Here is a 23,576-nt window from a genome sequence, read left to right as displayed (position 1 = left end):
TGGCAGCGTGTCACGTCTGCGGGCGGTCGGCGTGCCACCGTGTCACGCGTCTGCGAGCCCATGTTTCACCGCCGTTTTCCCAGGTCGTAGCATGTTTCACCCCTGTTGCGCGTCGTGCGCGAGGAGCGCGATGTGCACGGAGGCGGCCTGCTCGAAGTCGTCGAGGTCGACGCCGAGACGGGTCTGTATCGCCTCCAGGCGCCGGTAGAGGGCGGGCCGGGAGACGTGGTGGAGCTGGGCGGTACGGGACTTGTTGCGCCCGGTCGCCAGAAAGGTGCGCAGCACGTTCAGCAGCTCCTGGTCGGCCCCGCACAGCAGTCCGTCCAGCTCGCGCTCGGCGAAGGACTGCACCTGGGGGTCGTCCCTGAGCAGCCGGATCAGGCCACGCAGATGGACGTCCCGCAGGCGTACGACGGCCGGCAGGTCGAGGGCGCCCGACGAGTCGGCCACGGCGTCGGCGACATGCTGTGCCTCGCGCAGCCCGGCCGGCACATCGTCCCAGTCGGTGCGCGGATCGGCGGCGGCGACCACCGTGTTCGGCAGGCCGGTCCCGGTCCGCAGCCGGGCGGCGAAGTGCGCGGTCAGCGCCTCGGCCTGCTGGTCGCGGGCGAGGCTGAGCAGTACGGCGGTGGCGCCGTCGGCCAGCTCGGCGACCAGCCCGGACAGGCCCAACACCCTCAGTGTCCGCTCCAGTTGTCCCGGTTCACCGGCCGGGACGACGAGGGGCACGAAGGTCCGCCGGTTCACCGGCAGCCCGGCCGCCCGCGCCCGGGGCAGCAGTTGCCTGGCCGGTACGACTCCGGAGACCAGGTCGGTCACCAGGCTCTGCGCGGACTGTTCCTCCCAGGTGTGGGCGGAGCCGCCGCCGAGCATGCGGTGCAGGACCAGGGCCTCGGCGGCCCGGTCGGCCAGCAGCCGCCCGGTGGCCGTGTCGCCCCGGTACCCGCACAGCAGCAGCCGGCCCCAGCGCTCCCCGCGTCCGCCGAGTTCGGCGTGGATCCAGCCGTCGCCCACGCTGCCGCCGGCCTGCCGGGCGATCCGCTCCCAGTCGCGCAGCACGTCGTCCACCGCGGGCCGCTCCCCCGCCGTGGCGAGGACGCGGTGGGCGAGGTTGGTGACGACGACCGGGCAGCCGCTGTGCTGGGCGACCTCGTCCAGCAGGCGCTGCAGGGGGGCGCCCGCGGTGATCAGCCCGGTGAGGGCGGTCCGTACGGTCTCCGACAGGCTCACGGCGGCGAACTTCCGCCGCACCAGCCGGGACTGGACCTCCTCCGTCAACTCGGCGAAGGGGAAGGGCCGGTGCAGGACGACCATGGGCAGCCCGCACCGCTCGGCGGCCCGGCGCATCACCTCGGGCGGCGCGGGAAAGGCCCGGCCGAGCCCGAGCACGACGGCCGCGGCCTCCGCCCGGTGCAGGGACTGGATGTACTCGACCTGCTTGGCCTCGTCACCGGCGAGCAGCACCCCGGTGGTGAGCACCATCTCGCCGCCGCTGAGCATCACGCCGACGTCGGCGGCCTCGGCGACGTGCACCCAGCGCACGGGCCGGTCGAGCTGCCCGGCCCCGGCCACCACCTCGGGCTCCCCGGCCTGCACCCGCTCCAGGGTGAGCACCTGGCGGACGGAGAGGGCGGGTTCGAAGCCGGTGTGCGAGGTCACCGAGGTGGTGGTCATGGTGGTACACCCGTTCTCTAGTACGTGCTCCTCAGCGCGCGTTCGAGGATCGCCGCGCCCTCCTCGGCCTCCGCGACGGTCAGTGACAGCGGCGGGGCGATGCGCAGGGCGCTGGTGTTGTGGCCGCCGCCCTTGCCGATCAGCAGGCCGCCCTCGCGGGCCGCCTCCAGGACGGCGGAGGCCGCCTGCGGATCGGCCTCGTCCGTGCCCGGCTTGACCAGTTCGACGCCGATCATGAGTCCGCGCCCGCGCACCTCCCGCACACCCGGCAGCTGGGCTGCGACGGCCCGCAGCCGTTCGATGAGCAGTCCGCCGACGCGCCGGGCGTTGCCCTGCAGGTCGTGTTCGACGAGGTAGGTGAGGTTGGCGAGGCCGGCGGCCATGGTGATCTGGGTGCCGCCGAACGTCGAGATGCTGTTGGCGTCCAGGCAGTTCATGATCTCGGCGCGGGCGATCACCCCGCCGATGGACGCGCCGTTGCCGATGCCCTTGGCGAAGGTGATCATGTCCGGCGGGCCGCTGCGGGCATGCGCCTGCCAGCCCCAGAAGTGGTCGCCGGTGCGGCCCCACCCGGTCTGCACCTCGTCGGCGATCCACAGGATTCCCTGGGCGTTCAGCACCTCGCGGAAGGCCGCGTACAGCCCGTCCGGCGGGGAGGTGAAGCCGCCGACGCCCTGGATGGGCTCGGCGATCAGCGCGGCCGGCGGGCGGGTGTGCCCGAGGACGTCCTTCAGGTCCTCCACGCACGCGTCGATGAACGCGCGGTCGTCCAGCTCGGCGAAGGGGCCACGGGTACGGACGCCGCCGTGGACGTACAGGGTCTGCAGCGGGGACAGTGAGGTCGGGGACCAGCTGCGGTTGCCGGTGATGCCGACGGCGCTGAAGGAGCGGCCGTGGTAGCTGTTGCGCATGGCCAGGACCGTGTTGCTGCGCCGGTAGGTGGTGGCGAGCAGCAGGGCGGTGTCGTTGGCCTCGGTGCCGGAGGTGGTGAAGAAGACCCGGGCGTCCGGGATGCCGCTCAACTGGGCGATGCGTTCGGCCAGTTCGACCATCGGCCGGTTGAGGTAGAGGGTCGAGGAGTGGATGATCCGGCCGGCCTGCTCGCTGACCGCCTTGGTCACCTCGGGCAGGGCGTGCGCGGTCATGGTGGTGAGGATGCCGCCGAAGAAGTCCAGGTACTTGTTGCCGTCGGAGTCCCACACATGGCGGCCCTCGCCGTGCGTGAGCTCCAGCGGCTCGTCGTAGTAGAGGGCCAGCCAGTCGGGCAGGACACCCCGGTGGCGGGAGTAGAGGTCGTTCACGGCTGCACCAGCCCTTCGTAGGCGTCGGGACGGCGGTCGCGGTAGAAGGCCCACTGCTGCCGCACCTCGTCGATGAGGTCGAAGTCCAGGTCCCGGACGACGAGTTCCTCGTCCTTGTCACTGGCCACCTCGCCGACGAACCGGCCGCGCGGGTCGACGAAGTACGACGTCCCGTAGAAGTCGTTGTCCCCGTACTCCTCCTGCCCCACCCGGTTGATGGCGGCGACGAAGTACTCGTTGGCGACGGCCGCGGCGGGCTGTTCCAGCTGCCACAGGTAGGAGGACAGACCTCGGTGCGTGGCTGAGGGGTTGTAGACCAACTGCGCGCCGTTCAGGCCCAGTTGCCGCCAGCCCTCCGGGAAGTGACGGTCGTAGCAGATGTAGACACCCACCTTGCCGACGGCCGTCTCGAAGACGGGCCATCCCAGGTTGCCGGGTTTGAAGTAGTACTTCTCCCAGAAGCCCTTGACCTGGGGGATGTGGTGCTTGCGGTACTTGCCGAGGTAGGTGCCGTCGGCGTCGATCACGGCGGCGGTGTTGTAGTAGAAGCCGGACTGCTCGACCTCGAAGACGGGGACGACCACCACCATGCCGGTCTCGCGGGCCAGTTCCCGCATCCGCCGCACGGTGGGCCCGTCGGGCACCGGCTCGGCCCAGCGGTAGTGCTCCGGCTCCTGGACCTGACAGAAGTAGGGGGCGTTGAAGACCTCCTGGAACCCGATGATCCTCGCGCCCAGGCGGGCCGCCTCGCGGGCGTGCTCCTCGTGTTTCGCCACCATGGACTCGGTGTCGCCGGTCCAGGTGGCCTGAACCAGTGCGGCACGTACGACGTTGGCCATGAGCTGCTCCTTCGACGCGACGTCCGAGCCTCTACGCCCGTAGAAACGGCCCGTAGAGGGACGAAAGTAAGCCTCGAGGAAGTCCTTGCCAAGACCATCGTCGTTAACCCGCTGAGTCGATCACGTTTCACACTCCTTAGGGTGAGCGGAAGGACCGTCAGGCGGTGAAGCCGGCGACCCTCAGGGCGTGCACCAGGTCCCAGTGGCGCTCCTCCGAGACACCACGGGCGGCCTCCAGCAGGAGCGGGACGAGGCGGCGCGGGTCGGCGCCGACGCTGCGGACGGCCTCCTCCGGCGTCCGGACGCGCACATAGGCGTCCAGCAGGGCCCGTACCTCGCGCCCGCGCCCCTGCGCGTCCAGCCCCAGCACGGCGGCACCTATCTCCTCGGCCGGCCTGACCACGCCCTGCCGCAGCATCTGCTGCCCGTCCGCGATCCGCCCGGCGGCCTCCAGCGCGTCGGCGGCGGTGACCAGCCGCTCGGCGGGCAGCGAGGCGGCCTCCCACAGCAGCGTGGCCCAGTCGGCAGCGAGCCCCGCATGCTGCAGCCGGTCCGCGAGCAGCGGGTACCGCTCAGCGGGCCACCGCGCGATCTCGACCAACAGCACATGCGCCTCACCGGTACGCCCCTCACCCCGCAGCCGCACCAGCTCCTCAACGACCCCCTCGACGGCAGCGCCCGTCTCGGCGTCCACCACGACCTCCGCGGTCCCCTCGACCGCCTCGCCCCGCTCCGCCGCCCCGGCGAACCGCGCCCCACGCGGGCTCCGCCGTCCGACGGCCGCCTCGGGCACGGCAGCGACAGGACCCTGCGGCACGACAACCGGGGCGCCCGCGTCCTCGGCCATCCCGGCGAACCGGGCACTGCCACGGCGCCGCTTGCGGGGCTTGGCGGGGGCGGGGGGCTCAGGGGCGGGCACGGGGGTGACCTCGCGGGCGGAGGGTGCGGCGGGGCGCGCGGCAGGGGAAGGGACTGCCGGGCCGGCGTCGGCCCCTCCCGGGCGCGCCGCCGGGCCGGCGTCCGCCCGCGCGGGCCATGGGGCCGGATCCGGCACGGAACCGCCCTGGCCGGCTGCCGGGCCGGCATACGACACCGCGGGCTGCGAGGCCCCGGCCACCACGGACTCCGCCCGACCAGCCACAGGGCCGGCATCCGACACGGCCTGCCATGAGGACGAGCCCGGCACGGAACCGCCCTGACCGACCGCAGGGCCGGCGTCCGGTACGGCGGGGCGAGGGGCGTGGCCGGCGACCGGTCCGGAGAACCAGGGGTCCTGACCGTCGCCGGCGGGCCCGGTGAGCCGCCCGTCGTGGCCGGTGGCCCGGGCATCGTGCGGGTGGGACGGGGCCGCCCCGGCGCCGAGCCAGGCGGCGCCAGGGGCCCCGGCCCCTCCGGGCGCGGCAGCCTCGCCGCCCCCGACCGCCTCGGCGCCGCCGAAGCCCTCGGCGCCAGAGACGCGAGGCCCACCACCCGTACCGGCACGGCCGAAGCCGTCGGCGCCGGGCGCAAGCGGCCCGGCATCGTCCCCCGCCCGCAGTGCACCGCCGGAGCCACCCCGCGACGCACCACGGTCACCCGCCGACCCGGCAGCACCAGGGCCCGCCACGCGCCCGTCTGCGCCTGCGGTGCCGCCGAAGGGCCCGGCGGCAGCCCCGTGCTCCCGCGGCGTCACCGATGCGCCGTCGGGGCCCGGCACTCGCCCGCCACCCTCACCCCAGGCCTCCGCCCCGTCCAGGAGCGGCACTTCCACCGCCCTGCGGTCCAGGTGCGCCATCCTGGCCCGCAGTTCGGCGCACCGGGCCGTGGCTCGTTCGTGATCGTCGCGGGCCCAGGCGAGGTCCAGGCGCAGGGCGTCGGCCTCCTCACGGGAGGGTGCCTCGGTGAGCAGGCGGTTCAGTTCGGCCTGGCGTTCCACGGCGTACCGCTGTTCGCGGAGCATCACGTCGAGCCGGTCGCGCAGGGCGTCCCCGCCGCCGGGGCGGGCGTCGTAAGCCGAGACGGCGGCAGCGTGCAGGACGCGGGCCCGTTGCCGCTCGGCCGCGGCCGCTGCGGGGCCGAACGCCGCATGGAGGTCCTGCAGCAGCGCCTCCACCACGTCCCACGGCGGCACCTCACGCCCTTCGAGGCAGGCCTGCATGCCCTCGGGGTCGCGTTGCCAGAAGACCCCGCACCATCCCCCGCCCTGATCCAGGCGCCCCAGGAGGCCGTCCAGGTAGTTCGCGAACTCCCGCATTCGACCGGCGAGTTGATCCACAGCCATGTCCGACTCCCGCCCGACTGCCAGCACTCCGGCCGTCAGGCAACACCAGCTGTGTTACGGACTTGCTACGCAGAGTTTTCCGGCGGTGGGCGGGCGACTCATTGCGCGATCCCGCCCCTTGCGCGGACCGGACCGGCCCAGGCGGGTTTCAGACACCCACCAGCAGACAGCGCGTCATCAGGTCGTCCATGGAGAGCCCGAGCACCCCGGCCAGCGCGGCCACGGTGAAGAAGGCCGGGGTCGGCGCCCGTCCGGTCTCGATCTTGCGAAGCGTCTCGGCCGAGACGCCCGCCTCCGCCGCGACCTCGGCCATGCTCCGCCCGCCGCGCGCCGCGCGCAGCAACTGTCCGAGCCGTTCGCCGCGTTCGCGCTCTTCGGGGGTGAGGGGGGTGCGCACCATGACACCCATTCTAATACCACCCACCGCCATCCCCCATTCAAATACCGGTATAGTAATTGGCATGGTGGAACTGAAGACAGACACGTCCATTGACGCGATGCACGCCACGGGCCAGGTCGTCGCACGTGCCCTGACAGCCGTACGAAAGGCCGCCGACGTCGGTGTCTCCCTGCTGGAGCTGGACGAGGTGGCCCGGGAGGTGCTGCGCGAGGCCGGGGCCTCCTCTCCTTTCCTCGGCTACCGCCCCTCCTTCGCCCCGACCCCCTTTCCGGCGGTCATCTGCGCTTCGGTCAACGACGCGATCGTGCACGGCATCCCCACCCGTCACCGCCTGCGCGACGGCGACCTCGTCTCCATCGACTGCGGCGCCCACCTGGGCGGCTGGGCCGGTGACTCGGCGATCAGCTTCACGGTCGGCCGCCCCCGCCCGGCGGACCTGCACCTCATCGACACCGCCGAGCGCGCCCTGGCGGCAGGCATCGAGGCAGCCGTCGTCGGCAACCGCATCGGCGACGTCGCACACGCCGTCGGCCGGGTCTGCCGCACGGCCGGTTACGGCATCCCCGCCGGCTTCGGCGGCCACGGCGTGGGCCGCCGCATGCACGAGGACCCTGAGGTCCCGAACGAGGGCCGCCCGGGGCGGGGACTCCCCCTGCGCCACGGCATGGTCCTGGCGATCGAGCCGATGCTGATCGCCAGTGGCAACGACGCCTACTACGAAGCGGAGGACGGCTGGACGCTGCGCACGAGCGACGGATCCCGCGCGGCCCACGTGGAGCACACCGTGGCGATCACGGAAGCGGGCCCGCGCATACTCACACAGCGGTAGGACGGCCGACAGGCGCCCCGCGATGCCGTCGGAGACCATCCGTGCCAAGGTGAAATGAACGAACACCAAAGGAACGGAACGTCATGACCGACGGCTACCCTCCCGACCCCTTCGGTGATTTCCTGGGCCGCTTCCTCGGCGGCACCCCCGGCGGATCCGAGCGTCCCCGCCACATCGACATCGGCCGCCTGCTCAGCCAGCCGGCCCGGGAGATGGTGAGAGGGGCCGCCCAGTACGCCGCCGAGCACGGCAGCCGGGACCTGGACACTCAGCACCTGCTGCGTGCGGCCCTGGCCACCGAGCCGACGAGATCCCTGCTGAGCAGGTCCGGTGCCGACCCCGACTCGCTCGCGACGGAGATCGACGACCGCGCGGGCCCCGTCCAGCACCCGCCTGGCGAGGCGCCTCCGCCCACGTCGCTCTCGCTCACCCCGGCCGTCAAACGGGCCCTGCTGGACGCGCACGACCTGGCGCGGTCGAGCGGTGCCGGGTACATCGGCCCGGAGCACGTGCTGAGCGCGCTGGCCGCGAACCCGGACTCGGCGGCCGGGCACATCCTGCACGCGGCCCGCTTCGCGTCGGGCGCCCTGCCGCCCGAGGCCCCGGAGGTCACCCAGACGCGCACGGAGCGCCAGCGGCCCACGTCCACACCGACGCTCGACAAGTACGGCCGCGATCTGACCGAGCTGGCCCGGGAGGGCCGGGTCGACCCGGTCATCGGCCGCGACGAGGAGATCGAGCAGACCATCGAGGTGCTGTCCCGGCGCGGGAAGAACAACCCCGTGCTGATCGGCGACGCGGGTGTCGGCAAGACGGCCATCGTGGAGGGGCTCGCGGAGCGGATCGCGGACGGGGACGTGCCGGACATCCTGGCCGGGCGGCGGGTGGTCGCCCTGGACCTGACCGGGGTCGTCGCGGGCACCCGCTACCGGGGCGACTTCGAGGAGCGGATGAACAACATCGTGGACGAGATCCGCGCGCACTCCGACCGGCTGATCGTCTTCATCGACGAGCTGCACACGGTCGTCGGCGCCGGTGCGGGCGGCGAGGGCGGTGCGATGGACGCGGGCAACATCCTCAAGCCCGCGCTCGCCCGGGGCGAGCTGCACATCGTGGGCGCGACCACGCTGGAGGAGTTCCGCCGGATCGAGAAGGACGCGGCGCTGGCCCGGCGTTTCCAGCCGATCCTGGTGCCCGAGCCGACCGTCGAGGACACGATCGAGATCCTGCGCGGCCTGCGCGACCGGTACGAGGCCCACCACCAGGTCCGCTACACGGACGAGGCGCTGGTGGCCGCCGTGGAGCTGTCGGACCGCTACCTCACCGACCGGCGCCTGCCCGACAAGGCGATCGACCTGATCGACCAGGCCGGCGCCCGGGTGCGCCTCGGCGCCCGGACGAAGGGCACGGACGTACGCACGATGGAGCGCGAGGTGGAGCAGCTCGTCTGCGACAAGGACCAGGCGGTCGCCGACGAGCAGTACGAGCAGGCCACCCAGCTGCGGGACAAGATCGGCGCGCTGAAGCAGCGGATCGCCGAGGCCAGCGGCGGGGACGAGGCCGACGAGGGGCAGAACCTGGAGGTGACGGCGGAGGCCATCGCCGAGGTGGTGTCCCGGCAGACCGGCATCCCGGTGAGCCGGCTGACCCAGGAGGAGAAGGAGCGGCTGCTGGGCCTGGAGGCGCATCTGCACCAGCGGGTGGTGGGCCAGGAGGCGGCGGTGAGCGTGGTCGCCGAGGCCGTGCTGCGCTCCCGCGCCGGGCTCGCGAGCCCGGACCGGCCGATCGGCAGCTTCCTGTTCCTCGGCCCGACCGGCGTCGGCAAGACCGAGCTGGCCCGCGCGCTCGCCGAGGCCCTGTTCGGCAGCGAGGACCGCATGGTCCGTCTCGACATGAGTGAGTACCAGGAGCGGCACACCGTCTCGCGGCTGGTGGGTGCTCCGCCCGGGTATGTGGGCCACGAGGAGGCCGGCCAGCTCACCGAGGTGGTGCGCAGGTACCCGTACTCGCTTCTCCTGCTCGACGAGGTGGAGAAGGCTCATCCGGACGTCTTCAACATCCTGCTGCAGGTCCTGGACGACGGCCGCCTGACCGACTCGCAGGGCCGGACGGTGGACTTCACCAACACGGTCATCGTGATGACCAGCAATCTCGGCTCCGACGTGATCACCCGGCGCGGTGCCGGGATCGGCTTCGGGCCGGGTGGCGCGGACGCCGACGAGGAGGCGCGGCGCGAGCAGATCATGCGCCCGCTGCGCGAGCACTTCCGGCCGGAGTTCCTGAACCGGATCGACGAGATCGTCGTGTTCCGGCAGCTGACGAGCGAGCAGTTGCGGCAGATCACCGACCTGCTGCTGGAGCGCACCCGCCGGCTGCTGGACGGCCAGAGCGTCGCGGTCGAGTTCACGGACGCGGCCGTCGACTGGATCGCCGAGCGCGGTTACCAGCCCGAGTACGGCGCCCGCCCGCTGCGCCGCACCATCCAGCGGGAGGTCGACAACCAGCTGTCCCGGCTGCTGCTGGACGGCACGATCGCCCCGGGCAGCCGGGTCACGGTGGACGTCAGGGACGGACGGCTGGACTTCCGTGCGCAGCAGGCGCAGCCGTCCGCTCCCGAGGTGTGACGGTCACGGCGCGGCCGGATCGACCACCATCGCCGAGCCGCCGCCGCGCCGTACCTTCTCGGCGGCCGCCAGCCACCTGCCGTCCGGCAGCCGCTGGACGCCGGTGGCCGCGCCGATCTCCGGGTTCAGCTTGAAGCTGTGCCCGATGGCCTCCAGCCGAGTCCTCAGGTCGCTGTTGTACAGGCCTGGTTCGAGTTCGGTCTGGGCCGCGTTGCGCTGGCTGGCGCGCGGCGCGGCGATCGCGTCGACCAGCGGCAGACGCCGGTCGAGGAACTCGGTCAGGGTCTGCAGCACGGTGGTGATGATGGTCGCGCCGCCGGGCGAGCCGAGCGCCACCACCGGCCGGCCGTGCCGGTCGAGGACGATGGTCGGTGAGATGGAGGAGCGCGGCCGCTTGCCCGGCCCGGGCAGGTTCGGGTCGTGCACGGCCGGGTTGGCCGGGGCGAAGGAGAAGTCGGTCAGCTCGTTGTTGAGCAGGAAGCCCCGGCCGGGCACGGTCATGCCGCTGCCGCCGGTCTGCTCGATGGTGAGCGTGTAGGAGACGACGTTGCCCCACTTGTCGGCCACGGTCAGATGGGTGGTGTTCTCGCCCTCGTACGTCGTCGGGGCCGCCGTACCGCCGGTGCCGCAGGCGGCGGGGTGGCGGGGGTCGCCGGGTGCGAGCGGGCTGCTGAGGACCGCGTCGTCCTTGATCAGGCAGGCGCGCGAGTCGGCGTACCGCTGCGACAGCAGGTCCTTGGCCGGTACGTCCTCGAAGGCGGGGTCGCCGACCCAGCGGCCGCGGTCGGCGAAGGCGATGCGGCTGGCCTCGATGTAGTGGTGCAGGTACTGCACCTCGCTGGCCTTCGAGAGGTCGGTCCTCTCCAGGATGTTGAGCGCCTCGCCGACGGTGGTGCCGCCTGAGGAGGAGGGCGCGATGGAGTACACGTTCAGGCCGCGGTACGAGGTCCTGGTGGGCTTCTGGAGCTTGGCGCCGTAGGCGGCCAGGTCCTTCTCCGCCAGCTTGCCGGGGCGGGCGTTCCAGCCCGACCCCGGGTCCACCGGCGGCTTGTCGACCGTGTCGACGATGTCGTCGCCCAGGTCACCGTGGTAGATCGCGCCGACGCCCTTCCTGGCCAGTTCCTGGTAAGTGCGGGCCAGATCGGGGTTCTTGAAGGTGGAGCCGACGACCGGGAGCTGTCCGTTCGGCAGGAACAGCCGGGCGGTGTCGGGGAAGTAGCGGAACCGGGTCTCGTTGGACGCGGTCTGCGAGCGGAAGGTGTCGTCGACGGTGAAGCCGTCGCGGGCGATCCGCTCGGCGGGCCCGAGGACCGTACCGAGGCTTCTGCTGCCCCACTGGTCCAGTGCCGTCTGCCAGGTGGCGGGTGTGCCCGGGGTGCCGACGCTCAGACCGCTGCTGACGGCGTCGGCGAAGGCGAGCGGCTTGCCGTTCTCCGTGAACAGGTCGGCGTCGGCGGTCAGCGGCGCGGTCTCGCGGCCGTCGATGGTGTGCACCGTGCGGGACTTGGCGTCGTAGTAGACGAAGTAGCCGCCTCCGCCGATGCCGGCCGAGTAGGGCTCGGTGACGCCGAGCGCGGCCGCGGTGGCGACGGCCGCGTCGACCGCGTTGCCGCCCTTCCTGAGCACCTCGATGCCGGCGGCCGACGCGTCCGCGTCGACGCTGGCCACGGCTCCGCCGTAGCCGACGGCCACCGGAACCTTCGTGGGCGTCTCGCCCGCTGCGGCGGGCGGGGCCGCCGCTCCCACCGACACCATGGCGGCCGAGACCGCCATCACCGCCAGTTTCCGCGCGCCAGGCCGACCCATCCGTACCTCCCGTCGGGACCGTCCGCGCAGCGTAACCAGATTGCCGTACGGCCAACAGTACGCCTCGGCCACCCGCCACACGACCGTCACAGTTCGAACGCCGGTACGTAGCCGTCGCCCGGGCCCGCTACCATGCGCGGCCATGAACGACGACGTGCGCAATATCGTCCTCGGCCTCATAGCGGCCGGCATCAGCGCCGCGCTGGGGTGGCTGGCCCGTACCTACCTGTGGCGGCGCAAGCTGCGGCGCAAACAGGAGTTCTTCGGGCTGCCCGACAACTCGGAGTCCCTGCTCGTCGTCAACCGCGACCCGGCGGCCTCGGAGCCGGCCGTGCACCGCTTCGACGTCTTCGCCCTCCTGGAACTGTCCGCCCTCATCAAGGACTGCGGGGCCAACCTGCAGATGGTGACGCAGGACGCGACCCAGCAGGGGTTCGGCGAGCGCACCGAGTTCTGCGTGGGCGGCCCGGCGTCGAACCGGCGGATGCTGGCCCACATGGCGGCGATGCTCCCCGGCGTCCGCGTGAACATCGATCCCGAACCCGGTCCGGACCGGGGTGCCTTCCAGATCGGCGGCGAGCGGTACCGCCTGGAGCCGGGCGTCTGCGAGTACGTCCTGCTCGCCCGGCTCAGCGCCGGGGAGAGAACCCGGCCGGTGTTCCTGTTCTGCGGGCAGCGGGCCATCACCAACCAGGCCGCCACCCGCTATCTGGCCCGCAACCACGAGCGGTTGAACCGCAAGCACGGCAACAACACCTTCGTCCTGCTGCTGAAGGTGGTCAACTCCCAGGCGTACGGCCCCGATCTGGTCGAGCTGGTCGCGGACGTCACACAGGCGGCGCAGGCCCCCGTCCCGGCGACGGAAACCGTGCGCACGTCGCACCGGGCCTCTTGACGCCCAACAAACTTTACCGGCACGTAACTTACCGGCGGGTTACTTAGGGTAAGGTCCGCCGGTTACCGTCGAGTCACTTTGCACTGAAACGAGTGAGGAGTGACCCCATGGGACACGGTCGCACCACCTTGCGCACCTCCGCCGCAGGAGTCGTCTCCGCGGCGCTGATCGCGGGGACCGTCGTCGGCCTGGCTCCGGCCGCCCAGGCCGCCTCGTCCGTCCGCTTCGTGGACATCACGGGCGACGGCGGCACCGTACTGAAGGCGAACGTCGTCACGCCCGCGGGCGCCGACGGCTCGCACAACTACCCGCTCATCGTGCTGCCCACGAGCTGGGGCCTGCCGCAGGTGGAGTATCTCGCCCAGGCGCAGAAGCTCGCCGACTCCGGCTACGTGGTGCTCACGTACAACGTGCGCGGCTTCTGGCAGTCCGGCGGCGAGATAGAAGTGGCGGGTCCGCCGGACATAGCGGACGCCTCCAAGGTCATCGACTGGGCGCTCGCCAACACCCCCACGGACCCACGGCACATCGGCATGGCGGGCGTCTCCTACGGCGCCGGCATCAGCCTGCTGGCCGCCGCCCACGACAAGCGCATCAAGGCCGTCGCCGCGCTCAGCGGCTGGGCCGACCTGATCGACTCGATCTACTCGGGCCGCACCCAGCACGTCCAGGCGGGTGCCCTGCTCGACGGCGCGGGCGTCATCACCGGCCGCGAGAGCCCCGAACTCCGGGAGATCTTCGACAACTTCTACGCCTCCAACCTGACCAAGGAACAGGAGATGATCGACTGGGGGCGCAAGCGTTCCGCCGCGACCTACGTCGACCAGCTGAACAAGAACGGCGCCGCGGTCCTGATGGCCAACGCCTGGGGCGACACGATCTTCCCGGCCAACTCGTACGCCGACTTCTACGAGAAGCTGACCGTCCCGAAGCGGCTGGAGATGCGCCCCGGCGACCACGCGACCGCCGAGCTGACCGGCCTGTTCGGGCTGCCCAACGACGTGTGGACGGACACCGGGCGCTGGTTCGACCACTACCTCAAGGGCGCCGACAACGGCATCGACAGCGAGCAGCCCGTCCAGCTCAAGTCCCGTAGCGCGGGGGGGTACGAGGGCTACCCGGACTGGAAGTCGGTCGGCGCGACCCGCACCAAGCTCGCGCTCGCGGGATCCACCACCATCCACGCCAATGTCGACTCGGGCGCGGACGGCGGGATCGTCTTCCTGTCCAGCATCCTGGACCAGGTCGCCCAACTGCCGCCCGTCGCCTCGATCCCGCTGCTGCCGCGCCGCTGGGCGGCCGTGTGGCAGTCGGACCGGTACGGCACGGCCCAGCAGGTGCGGGGCACGGCCACGCTGCACACCACGCTCACCCCGACCAAGGAGAGCGGCACCCTCATCGCCTACCTGTACGACGTGGGGCCGCTCGGCTTCGGCAAGCTGGTCACCAACGCGCCCTACACCTGGCACGGCCGGACGCCCGGCGAGCCGTTCGACGTGAACCTGGACCTGTTCTCCACCGCCTACGACGTACCCGCCGGGCACCGCCTTGCGCTGGTCGTCGACACCGTCGACCCGCTCTACATCGAGCACAACCCGTCCGGCGCGCAGCTGACCTTCTCCTCGCCGTCGGACGACCCGTCATACGTGTCCGTCCCCGTGCGCGAGCAGTGATCATCGGCTGCCGCCGGACGAGCCTGGCCCATGTACCCCGGTGCGGTCCGGCGAGATCACCATCACCACAGGGATGAACGGCTCATCGTAGTCGAGGTCGGTGATCCAGGCGTAGTCGGCGTCAGACCTCGGCGATCTCCCCGTACAGCTGGGACAGTTCGGGGACGCCGGTCGCGGCCCAGGCCCGGCCGGCGTCCACGACCTCGACCTCTCGGCCGGAGGCGAGCCGCAGCACGGGCTCCCCGTCGGATCTGATCTCCCAGCCGGCCCCGGGCACGGTGCGCACGACCACCGTGCCGAGGTACAGCCCCGCGTCGCTGCCCAGCCAGGGCAGCATCTCCGCGTCGTCGCGCCAGCGCGGGACGAGTTGGTCCAGCGCCTCCAGGGAATCCGGCGTGTCGTCGAGGCGGACACCCGCCTCGTCCGCCTGGGAGCGAAGCAGTTCACATTCGGACAGGAGCGCGGCGATCGACTCGGGGTCGGCCGGCAGCGCCGCGCCACCGTTCTTGTGGTGCCTGGGGCCCAGGAACGGAATGTTCATGTGCCCAGCCTGGCATCACACGTCCAGGTCGACCACCACCGGCGCATGATCGGACGCGCCCTTGCCCTTGCGCTCCTCGCGGTCGACGTAGGAGTCCTTGACGGCCTTCGCGAACGGCTCGTTGCCGTACACCAGGTCGATGCGCATGCCGCGGTTCTTGGGGAAGCAGAGCTGGCGGTAGTCCCAGTACGTGTACGGGTGGTCGTACTTCAGGGGGCGTGGGACCACGTCCGTCAGCCCCGTCTCCTGGAGGGAGACCAGGGCGGCGCGCTCGGCGGGGGTCACATGGGTGGAACCCTCGAAGACGGCCACGTCGTAGACGTCGTCGTCGGTGGGCGCCACGTTGTAGTCGCCCATGACCGCGAACGGGCGGCTGCCGGAGGCGTCACCGGCGACGGCGGCCTTCAGGGCCTCGAACCACTGGATCTTGTAGGCGTAGTGCGGGTGGTCCACCTCACGGCCGTTGGGTACGTACACCGACCAGACGCGGACCGGGCCGCAGGTCGCCGAGACGGCGCGCGGTTCGGTCACGCCCTCGTAGCCGGGGTCGCCGGGCAGGCCCTTGACCACGTCCTCCAGGCCGACGCGGGAGAGCACCGCGACGCCGTTCCACCGGCCGGTCGCGTGGACCGCCGCCTCGTAGCCCAGCTCGCGCAGCTGGTCGAACGGGAACTGCTCCTCGGCGATCTTGGCCTCCTGGAGGCAGAGCACGTCGGTGCCGCTGCTCTCCAGCCAGGCGAGCAGCCTCGGGAGGCGGGCCGTGATCGAGTTCACGTTCCAGGTGGCGATGCGCATGTCTCACAACCTACCCGGCGGGTGTGACAGCGCGCCTCAGACGTCCGCCGACGTCCCCGGGGTGAGCCGCTGGTGGTCCGTGCCGCCGAGGGCTCCGATCTGGCGGTCGTAGATCGGACGGGCGAGGTCGGTCAGCAGGGCGTCGTGGATGTCGTAGGCGCGCTGCGGCTTCACCTCGCGGACGTAGTCGATCACCTCGGAGATCTTGTTCCAGGGCGCCTGCACCGGGAGCATCAGCGTCTGAACGGGGTGCTCGGGGACGGTGAGGGCGTCGCCGGGGTGGAAGACCCGGCCACCGTCGATCAGGTAGCCGACGTTGGTGATGCGCGGGATGTCCGGGTGGATCACCGCGTGCAGCTCGCCGTGGACCTGTACGTCGAAGCCCGCGGCCGTGAACGTGTCGCCGTGGCCGACGGTGTACACCCGGCCCGGGAAGGCCGCCGCGATCTGGTCGGCCACGGACTTCAGGGTCCAGATCCCGGCGGCCGGGTTCGCCTCCAGGGCGGCCCGCAGCCGGCCCTCGTCGAAGTGGTCCGGGTGCTCGTGCGTGACCAGGATCGCGTCCGCGCCGGCCGCCGCGTCCTGCTCGCTGAACCCGCCGGGATCGATCACGAGCGTCCGCCCGTCCTTCTCCAGGCGGACACAGGCGTGGGACTTCTTGGTGAGCTTCATGTCTCCCCATCCTGCCGCCTGCGGCGGCCCGGGGCTCACTCGGCGGGCGTGGTCTCCTCGCGGATGACCTGCTGGGCCACCCGGAACGCGCTGTTCGCCGCCGGGACACCGCAGTACACGGCCGTCTGCAGCAGCACTTCCCTGATCTCGTCCGGGGTGAGGCCGTTGCGCAGGGCGGCGCGGGTGTGGAAGGCCAGCTCCTCCAGGTGGCCGCCGGCGACCAGCGCGGTGAGCGTGACACAGCTGCGGGTACGGCGGTCCAGGCCGGGCCGGTCCCAGATCTCGCCCCAGGCGTAGCGGGTGATGAACTCCTGGAAGCCCCCGGAGAACTCGTCGGCCTGGGACAGCGCCCGGTCCACATGCGCGTCGCCGAGCACCTCCCGGCGGACCTTCAGCCCGGCCTCGTACCGGTCGGACAGCCCGAGCGGCTGCGGCGGTGCGACGGCGGGGGCGATCTCGGCGACGGGCACGACCTGCGGCGCCGCCGTCAGCGCCGGGTTGACGGGGACGGCCGGGAGGGCCGTCTGACCGGTGTCGAAGGGCTGCTGCCAGGCAGTGGAGAAATGCCGGACCAGCAGGTCGGTGACGGCACCGGGCTGCTCCACCGGCACCAGGTGGGAGGCGCCGGGCACGACCGCGAGCCGGGCGTCCGGTATCCCCGCGACCAGGGTGCGGGCCTCGGCCGGTCCGGTGACCTGGTCCTCGGAGCCGACCAGCACCAGGGTCGGCGCGCCGATCCGGCCGATCTCGGGCCGGACGTCGAACCCTGCGAGGGCCTCGCAGGCGGCTATGTAGCAGCCCGGGTCGGTGGTGCGCACCATCTGTACGGCCCACTCGGTGATAGCGGGCTGCGCCGCGGCGAACCCGCCGGTGAACCAGCGGTCGGGCGAGGTGCGGGCGATCGGGTCGAGCCCGTTGGTCCGGACGACCACCCCGCGCTGGCGGAACTCGTCGGGGGTGCCGAACCGGGGCGAGGCGGCGACCAGCGCGAGCGAGGCGAGGCGCTCGGGGTGGCGCAGGGCCAGCTCGATGCCGATTGCACCGCCCAGCGCACAGCCCGCGTAGCCGAAGCGCTGCACCCCGAGTGCGTCCAGGGTCACCAGCAGGCGGGCCGCCAGCTCACCGACGGAGCCGGCCGGGTGGGCGGGGGCACCGCCGTGGCCCGGCAGGTCGAACCGGAAGACCCGCCATTGCTTCGTCAGCTCGGGGACCTGGCGGTCCCACATGTGCCATGTGGTACCCAGTGAGGGACCCAAGATCAGGACCGGAGCGTCTTCTGGCCCGTCAAAGCGGTATTGCAGGGTGTTCGGTGGTGTCTCACTCACGCCCCAGACCCTCTCACGTCTCACAACTGCCCCTATGACGGGGGTTGCGACTGCACAGGTCTGACCAGGTGGAAGACCTCCCGGGCCGCGTAGCGCTTGAGGCTGCGGACTATCTCGCGCCGGGTCTTGCCCTCCTTGCTGCGGCGTTCGTAGTAGTCCTGGGTGCGCGGGTCGACGCGCAGGCGGGTCTGCACGATCAGGTGCAGGGCCGCGTTCGCTTGCCGGTCGCCGCCGCGGTTGGGGCGACGGTACTGCCGACTGCCCGAGGAACGCTCGACCGGGCTGACACCGCACAGCGCCGCGAACGACGCCTCACTGCCCAGGCGTTCCGGGTTGTCCCCGATCGTGATCAGCAAAGTGACGGCCGTGTCCGGACCGATGCCCACCACCTCGAGCAGCTGCGGAGCGTGGCGTTCCACCAGTCGGGTCAGTCGGCCTTCCAGATCTTGAATCTCTTCGCTGAGCTGTCCGATGCGCCGGGCCAGGAGAGACAGGGTGACGTGGGTGGCGTGGAGCACCGATCCCTCGCCGGCCTCGTGGTTCAGGCTGTCGTCGACGAGCCCTGCGCAGGCGCGGAAGAGCTCTGCGTTGCCCAGGCGGGCCAGTTCCTCCCTCAGCTGCGGATCGGCACGGATGAGGACGGCCTTGAGCTGGTTGATCGCCTGGGTGCGGGCCTTGACCGCCGAGTCCTTGGCCAGCTTGTACATCCGGGCCATCTCCACTGGCCCGTCGCCTGGCTTGGCCTGGGCGCGCGCCCGCCCGCTCAGCACGGCCCGGGCCGCGTTCTCGGAATCGAGGGGGTCGGACTTGCCGCGCCGGCGGCGGTCGGCCCGGTCGAACCGATTCACATCGAAAACGGCCACGCCCTGGGCCAACAGGTAGCGGGACAGGGCCGCCCCGAAGGAACCGGTCCCTTCCACTCCGGCCCGGCGCACCGTACCCGACGCCCTGGCCCACCCCAGCAGGTCTCGGTATCCAGCCGCACTGGCCGGGAACTCCTCGGTGCCGATCACCTCCCCCACCAGGGAGAGCACAGCGGCCACATGGGCATCCCGGTGCGTGTCCACTCCCAGGACCACCTCCGCCGCCTGCCGAGAACGTCGTCCAGGACGCCGTGGGCAACGTCCTGCAGGCCGGCGACACCGTGGTCGTCGTCAAAGCGCTCAAGGTCAAGGGCAGCCCCTCGGGCATCAAGGCCGGCACCAAGGTACGCAACATCCGACTGGTCGACGGTGGTCAAGAAGGGCTGACCCCGTCCCTGGGAACTCCTCAGCGCGCCCACCGGATGCTGAATTGCAAAATTTCGCAATTGGTTAGATGCTGTATTCGCTGTGTCCGCAGGTAGCGTGGGCACAGCCGTCGCTTGGCCCCGGGTGGGGCGCCGTCGGGGAAGTCGAGGGGTTGTGTCCGTTCCGCTGTACCAGGCGAAGGCCGAGTTCTTCCGGATGCTGGGGCATCCAGTACGGATCCGGGTGCTGGAGCTGCTGCAGGACGGACCGATGCCGGTGCGCAGCCTGCTGGCCGCGATCGAGGTGGAACCCTCCAGCCTGTCGCAGCAGCTGGCGGTGCTGCGCCGCTCAGGCATCGTCACCTCGACGCGGGAGGGCTCGACGGTCGTCTACGAGCTGGCCGGCGGGGACGTCGCCGACCTGATGCAGGCCGCGCGACGGATCCTCACCGAGATGCTGGCCGGGCGGAACGAGCTGCTGGCCGAGCTGCGGGACGGGGAGGTCGCCGCGCGATGACGTCCGCCCTCACTCGGATCCGGGGCCGGATCGCCGCGCTGCTGCCTGGCCGTAGCGATCTGGCTCAGATACGCCGCGACCCGCGCCGGGACCTGCTCGCGGGCCTGACCGTGGCGATCGTCGCGCTGCCGCTCGCGCTCGGGTTCGGCGTCTCTTCCGGGCTCGGCGCCGAGGCGGGACTGGCGACCGCGGTCGTCGCCGGTGCGCTCGCCGCCGTGTTCGGCGGCTCGAATCTGCAGGTGTCCGGGCCGACGGGCGCGATGACCGTGGTGCTGGTGCCGATCGTCACCGCACACGGGCCGACCGGAGTGCTGACCGTTGGGCTGATGGCCGGCGTGATGCTCGTCGCGCTCGCCCTGCTCCGGGCCGGCAAGTACATGCAGTACGTGCCCGCGCCCGTGGTCGAGGGGTTCACCCTCGGCATCGCCTGCGTGATCGGTCTGCAGCAGGTCCCCAGCGCGCTCGGGGTGCCCAAGCCCGAGGGTGACCGCGTCCTCGTGGTGACCTGGCGCGCGCTGGAGGAGTTCGCGAAGGATCCGAACTGGACCGCCGTCGCCTTCGCCCTGGCCGTTGCCGCCGTCATGCTGGCCGGGGCCCGCTGGCGGCCCACGATCCCCTTCTCCATTCTCGCGGTGATCGCGGCTACCGTCGTGGCGCAGGTGGCCGGCCTGGACGCGGCGAAGCCGATCGGTGTCCTGCCGTCCGGCCTGCCCGCGCCGTCCCTCGCCTTCCTGGACGCAGGGGCGCTCGGCTCCCTGCTCGCTCCCGCCGTCGCGGTCGCGGCGCTGGCCGCTCTGGAGTCGCTGCTGTCGGCCTCGGTGGCCGACGGCATGACGGTCGGCCAGAAACATGACCCGGACCGGGAGCTGTTCGGTCAGGGCCTGGCCAACATCGCCGCCCCGCTGTTCGGCGGGGTGCCCGCGACCGGAGCGATCGCCCGCACCGCGGTCAACGTCCGCACCGGCGCCGGGTCCCGGCTAGCCGCCCTCATCCACGCTGCGGTCCTCGCGGTGATCGTCTTCGCGGCCGCGCCGCTCGTCTCCAGGATCCCGCTGGCCGCGCTCGCGGGCGTGCTGCTGGCCACCGCGATCCGCATGGTCGAGGTCGGCTCGCTCAAGGCGATGGCGAAGGCCACCCGCTCCGACGCTCTGATCCTCGTTCTCACCGCTGTCGCGACCCTGGCCCTGGACCTCGTGTACGCAGTGATCATCGGCCTGGTCGTCGCAGGTGCCCTCGCCCTGCGCGCCGTCGCCAAGCAGGCCCGCCTGGACCAGGTTCCCCTCGACCGCGGCGACCACAGCGCCGAGGAACACGCGCTGCTCGCCGAGCACATCGTCGCCTACCGCCTCGACGGACCGCTGTTCTTCGCCGCCGCCCACCGCTTCCTCCTGGAGCTGGCCGAGGTCTCCGACGTCCGCGTCGTCATCCTGCGCATGTCCCGCGTGACCACCATCGACGCCACCGGAGCCCTCGTCCTCAAGGACGCGGTCGACAAACTCAACCGGCGCGGCATCGTCGTCATGACCTCCGGCATACGCCCCGGCCAGCGCCAGGTCCTGGACTCCGTCGGCGCGCTGGACCTGCTGCGCCTGGACGGGCGCGAGTACGCCACCACGCCCGAGGCGATCCAGGGCGCCCGCACCCACCTGAAGCACGCCGGAGTCATGCCGGCCCTCCCCGCCCAGACGTCCCGGTCCACCAGCGAGGAAACAGAGGAAACCGTCGGATGAGCACTCCGCCCGCGTCGCTGCGCATGGTCGAGGTCTCCGGTGCCGAGGCCCTGTGGCTGCTCGAGGGCAGCGCGCTGGGGCGGCTGGTGTACCCACAGCGGGAGGTGACCGTCATCCGGCCCGGCCGGCACACGTGGGAGTACGGCCGCCTGGTGGTACGCACGCCCGCCCCGTCCGCCGCGATCCCCGCCACCGCGACGTACCACGTGGACGAGGTCCGCGCGGCGACCGGCACCGGCTGGAGCGTCACCGTCGCCGGACCGGTCGACGTGATCACCGATCCGAACGAGGCCGCCCACTACCAGCGCACGCTGGCGGGCTGGTCCCACGGCCCGCACGACACCCTGCTGCGCCTGCACCCCAAGACGGTGAGCGGATTCCGCCTCGCCCGTGCGGAGCCGTGATGACCACCCGGCTCGAAGCCCTGCCCCACCGGCATGTTCTGACGCTGCCCGCGATGCCGTCCGCGGTCCGCACCGCCCGTCAGACCGCCGAGCAGGCCCTGACCGAGTGGGGCATCAACCTGCACCATCCCAGCGTCGGCCCGGCCCTGCTCATCCTCAGTGAGCGTGCCGCGCACCGGAAGGCCCCCACTCGAACCGAACCCCGCAGCCGGACTGGACACCCCAGTCACCCATGACCCGCGCCCCTGCGGGTCAGCTTCGGTCACCGTCTGACCCGGACCTGGTCGTCCGGCCGCCGGAGGAGAGCTTCAGCATGCGGGTGTGCCCGCACCGCGGGCACTGGCCGTCCGGGCCGACGGCGGTGGGCCGGCACTTGAGGCGGCACGCGGGGCACTTGAACCAGGCGACGGTCGCGCCACGCAGCGGAATGATTCTCACTCAAGCCTCCCTCACAGGACGTATGGACTTGCTAATCTTAGCAATTGCTGATGTCGTCACCGCTGAATTCGGGCGGTCGGGTTCTCGTACCCGGCTTCGGCGTGGCCGCCCGCCGCAGGCGAGGATGGGTCGCATGTGTTTGACGAGTGGGTGGATGCGATGCACCGAGGACCGGCCGGTACGGCCGTGCTGCGCCGCCGGGAAGGAGGCGGCACGATGACTACCCCGCTGTACCAACTGAAGGCCGAGTTCTTCAAGACGCTCGGCCACCCGGCGCGCATCCGGGTGCTGGAGCTGCTGAGCGAGCGCGAGTACGCGGTGGCGGAGATGCTGCCCGAGGTGGGGATCGAGGCTGCGCATCTGTCGCAGCAGCTCGCGGTGCTGCGCCGGGCGAATCTGGTGGTGACCCGCAAGGAGGGCTCGACCGTGTACTACTCGCTGACCAGCCCGCACATCGCCGAGCTGCTCAGGGTCGCCCGCACCATCCTCTCCGGCGTGCTCGCCGGCCAGGCCGAGCTCCTCGCCGATCTGCAGGCCGCCCAGACGCAGGGGAAGCCGCCGTCGTAGCGACGGCCCTCGATCGGTGGCCGTCTCCCGGGAGTTGACAGCGCTCTGCATCGGGAGGCGGCCGCCTTCATCCCGCGGATCTCGGCCGTCGAGCACTGTCAAGATGACACAAATCTGACAAAGCGTAGGAAAAGCGACGTAACCCTGGCTTCGGGAGAGCCCGTTAGCCACCTGCGGAAGCAAGTCCTCACCAGTAACGGGAGAGGGGCGGTCATGAGTCTGCTGCGCAAGATCCGCGACACCGGGCGGGTGGCCGAGCCCGCCCCGCCCAAACCGGAGGGCGGACAACTGCCGGCCGCCAGGGAGCTCGGCGGCTCGGTGCAGGTGCGGTGCGTGGACGCGGGCTCCTTCGCGACCGGCATTGACGGACAGCCTTGTGGCCCGCTTTACCAGCAGTCCTTCGTCGACCATGGCACGAACGGCCCGAGGAACGCCGAGAGGGCTGGCCCCGCACGGCACGGCGAATGATGCTTCGCTCCGCAGGCGTTCCAGGTTGTCCCCCATCGTGATCGGCAAAGCCACAACCGTGTCCGGACCGACGCCCCACCACGGTGAGCAGCTGCGGTGCATGGCGTACCACGAGCAGGGCCAGGCGGCCCTTCAAGTCGTGGATCTGCTCGTGAGCTGTCCGATTCGCTGAGCTAGCAGACGCAGTGCGATGCGGGTGGCCTGCAGAACTGCGTCCTCACCGCCTCCGCCGTTCTTGCCGTCGTCGGTGAGCCCTGCGCAGACACGCAAGTCTGCGGCTCAGGCCCCGCCACCGGACAGCACCCACCAAGTCTCCCTACACCCGCGGCATCTCGAGCCGAGACCGCGGGCTTTGCTCAGTCCCACCTCCGGAGTAGTTCCGGCGGCGTCTGCCGGAGTCGCCTGAACGAGTTGCACGGCCTGACCCAGGTGGTCGCGGTACTGCCGTTGCAGACGGCCTGGTCGGGGATGACGTCGTACGACATCGGCAAGCCGCGCCCGCGCATGGGCCCCTGCCGCACTTCCTGCATCCCAGCTCGCCTCCCGCGCCCGGACGGCCGCGTGACAGACATGCCGGAGCCGCCTACGCG

At 71.7% G+C, this 23,576-nt stretch carries 20 protein-coding genes and 2 pseudogenes; 11 read left to right on the top strand and 11 right to left on the bottom strand.

Annotated elements, in window-relative coordinates; genetic code table 11:
- Nucleotides 1-96: 96 nt before the first annotated feature.
- The 5 genes from FB157_RS17815 to FB157_RS17795 all read right to left on the bottom strand — a co-directional run bounded on the left by FB157_RS17815 (nt 97) and on the right by FB157_RS17795 (nt 6,474).
- The gene (locus FB157_RS17815) at nt 97-1,674 is read right to left on the bottom strand and encodes a PucR family transcriptional regulator ligand-binding domain-containing protein (RefSeq protein ID WP_145880826.1); all 1,578 of its coding nucleotides are present in this window, start codon (nt 1,672-1,674) and stop codon (nt 97-99) included.
- A gap of 17 nt (nt 1,675-1,691) precedes the next feature.
- Nucleotides 1,692-2,975 (bottom strand): aspartate aminotransferase family protein, encoded by a 1,284-nt coding sequence (locus FB157_RS17810; protein ID WP_145880824.1) that lies wholly within the window; start codon nt 2,973-2,975, stop codon nt 1,692-1,694.
- On the bottom strand, nt 2,972-3,814 hold the full coding sequence (locus tag FB157_RS17805; protein WP_145880822.1) for a nitrilase-related carbon-nitrogen hydrolase: 843 nt from the start codon (nt 3,812-3,814) through the stop codon (nt 2,972-2,974). The genes FB157_RS17810 and FB157_RS17805 overlap by 4 nt, the downstream gene beginning before the upstream one ends.
- A 157-nt stretch (nt 3,815-3,971) precedes the next feature.
- Nucleotides 3,972-6,074, bottom strand: coding sequence for a hypothetical protein (locus tag FB157_RS17800; protein ID WP_145880820.1), 2,103 nt, complete (start codon nt 6,072-6,074; stop codon nt 3,972-3,974).
- A gap of 148 nt (nt 6,075-6,222) precedes the next feature.
- Nucleotides 6,223-6,474, bottom strand: a complete 252-nt coding sequence (locus FB157_RS17795; protein ID WP_145880818.1) for a helix-turn-helix domain-containing protein — start codon at nt 6,472-6,474, stop codon at nt 6,223-6,225.
- Between the two features lie 61 nt (nt 6,475-6,535).
- On the opposite strand from FB157_RS17795, the gene map reads away from it, so the two are divergent.
- Both map and FB157_RS17785 read left to right on the top strand, forming a co-directional pair.
- A complete protein-coding gene (gene map, locus FB157_RS17790) occupies nt 6,536-7,303 on the top strand; it encodes a type I methionyl aminopeptidase (protein ID WP_145880816.1) in 768 nt (255 codons plus the stop codon).
- Between the two features lie 83 nt (nt 7,304-7,386).
- Nucleotides 7,387-9,927 carry an ATP-dependent Clp protease ATP-binding subunit gene (locus tag FB157_RS17785; protein ID WP_145880814.1) on the top strand — a complete coding sequence of 847 codons (2,541 nt, stop codon included), beginning with the start codon at nt 7,387-7,389 and terminating at the stop codon, nt 9,925-9,927.
- 3 nt (nt 9,928-9,930) lie between these two features.
- Here FB157_RS17785 and ggt read toward each other — a convergent pair whose 3' ends face one another.
- Nucleotides 9,931-11,733, bottom strand: coding sequence for a gamma-glutamyltransferase (gene ggt, locus FB157_RS17780; RefSeq protein WP_186581555.1), 1,803 nt, complete (start codon nt 11,731-11,733; stop codon nt 9,931-9,933).
- A 142-nt stretch (nt 11,734-11,875) separates the two neighbouring features.
- Between ggt and FB157_RS17775 the strand changes: the two genes are divergently transcribed.
- Together FB157_RS17775 and FB157_RS17770 are read left to right on the top strand one after the other, a co-directional pair.
- On the top strand, nt 11,876-12,628 hold the full coding sequence (locus FB157_RS17775) for a hypothetical protein (RefSeq protein WP_145880810.1): 753 nt from the start codon (nt 11,876-11,878) through the stop codon (nt 12,626-12,628).
- Between the two features lie 107 nt (nt 12,629-12,735).
- Entirely contained in the window at nt 12,736-14,301 is a 1,566-nt protein-coding gene (locus FB157_RS17770; RefSeq protein ID WP_145880808.1) for an alpha/beta fold hydrolase, read from the top strand.
- 121 nt (nt 14,302-14,422) lie between these two features.
- Here the strand turns inward: FB157_RS17770 and FB157_RS17765 are convergent, their stop codons facing one another.
- The 5 genes from FB157_RS17765 to FB157_RS17745 are packed head-to-tail and all read right to left on the bottom strand — an operon-like array spanning nt 14,423 to nt 18,701.
- The gene (locus tag FB157_RS17765; RefSeq protein ID WP_145880806.1) at nt 14,423-14,842 is read right to left on the bottom strand and encodes a DUF6278 family protein; all 420 of its coding nucleotides are present in this window, start codon (nt 14,840-14,842) and stop codon (nt 14,423-14,425) included.
- Between the two features lie 15 nt (nt 14,843-14,857).
- A complete protein-coding gene (locus FB157_RS17760; RefSeq protein WP_145880804.1) occupies nt 14,858-15,637 on the bottom strand; it encodes an exodeoxyribonuclease III in 780 nt (259 codons plus the stop codon).
- 36 nt (nt 15,638-15,673) lie between these two features.
- The gene (locus FB157_RS17755; protein ID WP_145880803.1) at nt 15,674-16,309 is read right to left on the bottom strand and encodes an MBL fold metallo-hydrolase; all 636 of its coding nucleotides are present in this window, start codon (nt 16,307-16,309) and stop codon (nt 15,674-15,676) included.
- 35 nt (nt 16,310-16,344) lie between these two features.
- Entirely contained in the window at nt 16,345-17,634 is a 1,290-nt protein-coding gene (gene pcaC, locus FB157_RS17750) for a 4-carboxymuconolactone decarboxylase (RefSeq protein WP_145880801.1), read from the bottom strand.
- Nucleotides 17,635-17,666: 32 nt separating this feature from the next.
- Nucleotides 17,667-18,701, bottom strand: a complete 1,035-nt coding sequence (locus FB157_RS17745) for an IS110 family transposase (protein ID WP_261386359.1) — start codon at nt 18,699-18,701, stop codon at nt 17,667-17,669.
- Here FB157_RS17745 and FB157_RS49645 point away from each other — a divergent pair.
- The 7 genes and pseudogenes from FB157_RS49645 to FB157_RS48475 all read left to right on the top strand — a co-directional run.
- Nucleotides 18,608-18,868: pseudogene (locus tag FB157_RS49645) on the top strand (PhnA domain-containing protein); the annotation flags it as partial. The gene FB157_RS17745 and the pseudogene FB157_RS49645 overlap by 94 nt on opposite strands.
- A gap of 169 nt (nt 18,869-19,037) precedes the next feature.
- Nucleotides 19,038-19,379: a helix-turn-helix transcriptional regulator gene (locus tag FB157_RS17735; protein ID WP_145880797.1), complete on the top strand. Its 342-nt coding sequence runs from the start codon at nt 19,038-19,040 to the stop codon at nt 19,377-19,379.
- Nucleotides 19,376-21,109, top strand: a complete 1,734-nt coding sequence (locus FB157_RS17730) for a SulP family inorganic anion transporter (protein ID WP_145880795.1) — start codon at nt 19,376-19,378, stop codon at nt 21,107-21,109. The genes FB157_RS17735 and FB157_RS17730 overlap by 4 nt, the downstream gene beginning before the upstream one ends.
- Nucleotides 21,106-21,513 (top strand): pyridoxamine 5'-phosphate oxidase family protein, encoded by a 408-nt coding sequence (locus tag FB157_RS17725; RefSeq protein ID WP_145880793.1) that lies wholly within the window; start codon nt 21,106-21,108, stop codon nt 21,511-21,513. The genes FB157_RS17730 and FB157_RS17725 overlap by 4 nt, the downstream gene beginning before the upstream one ends.
- Nucleotides 21,513-21,677 (top strand): annotated as a pseudogene (locus FB157_RS17720) (ATP-binding protein); the annotation flags it as partial. The gene FB157_RS17725 and the pseudogene FB157_RS17720, both read left to right, overlap by 1 nt.
- A gap of 490 nt (nt 21,678-22,167) precedes the next feature.
- Complete coding sequence (locus tag FB157_RS17710; RefSeq protein WP_145880790.1) at nt 22,168-22,518, top strand: helix-turn-helix transcriptional regulator; 351 nt, start codon at nt 22,168-22,170, stop codon at nt 22,516-22,518.
- A 213-nt stretch (nt 22,519-22,731) separates the two neighbouring features.
- On the top strand, nt 22,732-22,986 hold the full coding sequence (locus tag FB157_RS48475; protein ID WP_261386358.1) for a hypothetical protein: 255 nt from the start codon (nt 22,732-22,734) through the stop codon (nt 22,984-22,986).
- Nucleotides 22,987-23,576: the final 590 nt, after the last annotated feature.

It is taken from the genome of Streptomyces sp. BK340 (assembly GCF_007827595.1).
Taxonomy (GTDB): domain Bacteria; phylum Actinomycetota; class Actinomycetes; order Streptomycetales; family Streptomycetaceae; genus Streptomyces.
Note: the sequence above shows the minus strand (reverse complement) of the source record. Positions and strands in the feature narration are given on the sequence as shown.

Bases quoted from the DNA above. Each gene is read 5' to 3' on its own strand.
- FB157_RS17785 (WP_145880814.1), top strand. From the start codon at position 7,387: ATGACCGACGGCTACCCTCCCGACCCCTTCGGTGATTTCCTGGGCCGC.
- FB157_RS17730 (WP_145880795.1), top strand. From the start codon at position 19,376: ATGACGTCCGCCCTCACTCGGATCCGGGGCCGGATCGCCGCGCTGCTG.
- FB157_RS17710 (WP_145880790.1), top strand. From the start codon at position 22,168: ATGACTACCCCGCTGTACCAACTGAAGGCCGAGTTCTTCAAGACGCTC.
- FB157_RS17800 (WP_145880820.1), bottom strand. From the start codon at position 6,074: ATGGCTGTGGATCAACTCGCCGGTCGAATGCGGGAGTTCGCGAACTAC.
- FB157_RS17755 (WP_145880803.1), bottom strand. From the start codon at position 16,309: ATGAAGCTCACCAAGAAGTCCCACGCCTGTGTCCGCCTGGAGAAGGAC.
- FB157_RS17815 (WP_145880826.1), bottom strand. From the start codon at position 1,674: ATGACCACCACCTCGGTGACCTCGCACACCGGCTTCGAACCCGCCCTC.
- FB157_RS17795 (WP_145880818.1), bottom strand. From the start codon at position 6,474: ATGGTGCGCACCCCCCTCACCCCCGAAGAGCGCGAACGCGGCGAACGG.
- FB157_RS17765 (WP_145880806.1), bottom strand. From the start codon at position 14,842: ATGAACATTCCGTTCCTGGGCCCCAGGCACCACAAGAACGGTGGCGCG.
- FB157_RS17770 (WP_145880808.1), top strand. From the start codon at position 12,736: ATGGGACACGGTCGCACCACCTTGCGCACCTCCGCCGCAGGAGTCGTC.
- map (WP_145880816.1), top strand. From the start codon at position 6,536: ATGGTGGAACTGAAGACAGACACGTCCATTGACGCGATGCACGCCACG.
- FB157_RS17805 (WP_145880822.1), bottom strand. From the start codon at position 3,814: ATGGCCAACGTCGTACGTGCCGCACTGGTTCAGGCCACCTGGACCGGC.
- ggt (WP_186581555.1), bottom strand. From the start codon at position 11,733: ATGGGTCGGCCTGGCGCGCGGAAACTGGCGGTGATGGCGGTCTCGGCC.
- FB157_RS48475 (WP_261386358.1), top strand. From the start codon at position 22,732: ATGAGTCTGCTGCGCAAGATCCGCGACACCGGGCGGGTGGCCGAGCCC.
- FB157_RS17760 (WP_145880804.1), bottom strand. From the start codon at position 15,637: ATGCGCATCGCCACCTGGAACGTGAACTCGATCACGGCCCGCCTCCCG.
- FB157_RS17775 (WP_145880810.1), top strand. From the start codon at position 11,876: ATGAACGACGACGTGCGCAATATCGTCCTCGGCCTCATAGCGGCCGGC.
- FB157_RS17725 (WP_145880793.1), top strand. From the start codon at position 21,106: ATGAGCACTCCGCCCGCGTCGCTGCGCATGGTCGAGGTCTCCGGTGCC.